Source organism: uncultured Negativibacillus sp., from assembly GCF_944388365.1.
In the GTDB taxonomy this organism is placed as follows: domain Bacteria; phylum Bacillota; class Clostridia; order Oscillospirales; family Ruminococcaceae; genus Negativibacillus.
Map to the genome: position 1 here is coordinate 1 of NZ_CALXIN010000161.1, position 2,724 is coordinate 2,724.

A 2,724-nucleotide genomic window follows, 5' to 3' on the forward strand; every position below is an offset into this window, starting at 1 on the left:
AAGTGGCAGGTACAATACCTGACATTATCCTACTGCCGGAGCAGTCAGGGGGAGAGAACTTCGCTTTGCGAAGTTCCCGAGGGGATGTGCCCCTCAGAGGAGAATCCAAAGAGGAAACCTCCTCTTTGGCGCGCCTTTCGTCCATTTCCTCGCGATAGGAAATGGACCCCAGGGTGCAGGGGCGGGTAGCCACCCTGCAAAAGGGTTTTGTAGGGACCACCCTGCATAGATGCCTGCGGCAGCAAAAATTTCAAAAAAAGAGCAGCCTTTTGGCTGCTCTTTTTGACTGGGTTACATCTGTGCACTTGAAGGCTCCTCGGTGGATTCGGTCTGCTCCTCGGCCGGAGTGGTCGTTTCCTCCTGGGTCTGTGCAGGCTGGATGGTCTGCGGCTCGCCGGCCGGACTTGTCTGTGTCTCGGTCTGCTCGCTCTCCTGCGAGATGTTCGGGATGCCTGGAACTGCGCCTTCCGGCGGGTCCTTGATGGCGATCAGCTGATAGTGGTCGTCCACCTTCTGCAATTCATAAATCATGTACTTGCTCGGTGTCGGCTCGGACTTTTCGCCCTTGATGCTCTGCATCCACTGGCTGCTTGGCTCCAGATAGCCGACGGTCAGCTCGAACACATCGCCGTTGCGGGTGATGTCCTCCACCTGTGGTGTATACAGAATGGTGGCATCGACCGGCACGTAGTAGGTCTTGGTCTGCTCATCAAAGGAATAGATGGACAGATAGTCCTCGAACGACTGATGGGTCAGGGTAACATTGGTGCCGAACAGCTTTGCACAGGCGACATCGACGTCACTCTGCGGCACCGAAACCATGTTGCCGTCGCCGACGCTGTATTTTTCGCCGTTTTCGATGATCGCCGACCAGATGGACGAGCGCAGCAGTGCAAGGTCGCCCATCTCATTGGGGTCCTCGAACGGCACTGGGTCGAACATCAGCACCGGCATGATGATATTGCCGAATTCTTCCTTCTGCTTGGAATTGTCGATCAGGCTTTCGGTGGCGCGCACGCCAAAGACAACGACGGTGATCAGTCCGATCAGCGCCAGCAGGATGAAGGCTCCGCCCAGCGGAACGGCTGCCGGGATGCGGAGGCGCTTATGGCGCTGGATAGCTGCGGTGTTTCCCTGTGTTTTGCCCTGTTGTGGTGCCGGCTTTGCAGTATTCTTCTGCTTTTTGCCCGATTTTCCCTTTTTGGATGCCGGTGTCTGTTTTGCCGGCTTGGTCGGTTCCTCGGCCTTTGGTGCTTCCTGTGCAGGCTGCTCCGCCGGTTCTTCCGCCTTTGGCGCTTCCTGTGCAGGCTGCTCCGCTGGTTCTTCCGCCTTCGATGCTTCCTGTGCAGGCTGCTCCGTCGGCTCCTCTGCCTTCGGTGCGGCCTGTTCTTCTTGAGCAGCTGTCTCTGGCTGCTCGGCGACAGCATCTGCCGGTCGGGTGGTTTCTATCTTGTTCCAGCCGGAGTTCTGCTGTCCATTGGGTTTCTTCTTAGACATTACTCAACCCCATTTCCTTACTCCTCCGCCGTTGGTTGTTGAGGGAGAAGTTCAATCTTCAGTTTGGTGATGCGCTGGTCATCCATCTCGGCGACGGTGACGCGCATCCGGTCGCGGTAGACGATGCTCTCGCCCACCTGCGGGATGTGCTCGAGCTGTTCAAGCACCCATCCGCTGACCGTATTGTAATCACTTTCGAAGGAGCGGTTTTCCGCATCCAGCTCCTCCATCAGGTCATAGACGTTGTAATCGCCGCTGACCAGATAGGTTGTGTCGTCCTTCTTGACGATCTCTTCCTCGACGTCATCATATTCGTCCCAGATCTCGCCGACCAGCTCCTCCAGAACGTCCTCGATGGTGACAAGGCCCATGGTGCCGCCGTAGTCGTCGGTGACAATCGCCATCGGCATCTTTTCTCTGCGCAGCTTTTCCAGCAGCTTTGGCAGGTTCATCGTCTTGTGGACGAACAGACACTGGGTCAGCAGACTGCGCAGATCATGGGTTTCGTTTGCAATCTGATCCTCCAGAATGTCGCGGACATGTACCAGACCGATGATGTTGTCGATCGAATCCTCATAGACAGGGATACGGGAAACTTTGCTTTCCTGTGCCATTGCCAGGACGTCCTCCCATTTTTCCTCAACGTCGATGGTAATCATATCGACACGCGGCACGATGATCTCCTGCACCTCGATCTCGTCAAAGTCCAGCGCGGACTGTACAAGGTCGCTCTCGTTTTCCTCTAGCACGCCCTCTTCCTCGATGGACTCCACAATATATTTCAGCTCTTCCTCCGTAACAGAGGGTTTATCCTGTTTGTCAGAACCGGTTACCTTCGCCATCAGTCTGGACAACACATTGAGCAGGACTGCCAGCGGCTTAAAGATGAAGATCAGCACACTGATCGGTCCCGAAACGGTCAGTGCCAACGAATCGGCGTTGAGCTTTGCATAGTTTTTCGGCAGAACCTCGCCGCAGATGAGCACCACGATGGTCATGATAACTGTCGATACCAGCGCACCTGTCTCCGAACCAAGGAATGCGACAAAGATCAAGGTTGCAATCGAGCTCGAGGCGATGTTGACGATGTTGTTTCCAATCAGCACCGTCGAGATCATGCTCTCATAATCCTCCGCCAGCTTGAGCGTTTTTGCAGCTTTTTTGTCGCCGTTTTCCGCCATGCGCTTTAAACGGGTCTTGTTAACACTGGTTAGTGCTGTTTCCGAC

2 protein-coding genes are annotated in these 2,724 nt (G+C 55.2%); both read right to left on the minus strand.

Going from position 1 to position 2,724, the window contains the following annotated elements:
- Positions 1-291: 291 nt before the first annotated feature.
- The gene (locus Q0L39_RS11530; RefSeq protein ID WP_296629328.1) at positions 292-1,497 is read right to left on the minus strand and encodes a hypothetical protein; all 1,206 of its coding nucleotides are present in this window, start codon (positions 1,495-1,497) and stop codon (positions 292-294) included.
- 17 nt (positions 1,498-1,514) lie between these two features.
- Positions 1,515-2,724: hemolysin family protein (locus Q0L39_RS11535; RefSeq protein ID WP_296629329.1), on the minus strand; the 1,210-nt coding region annotated here is incomplete at its 5' end.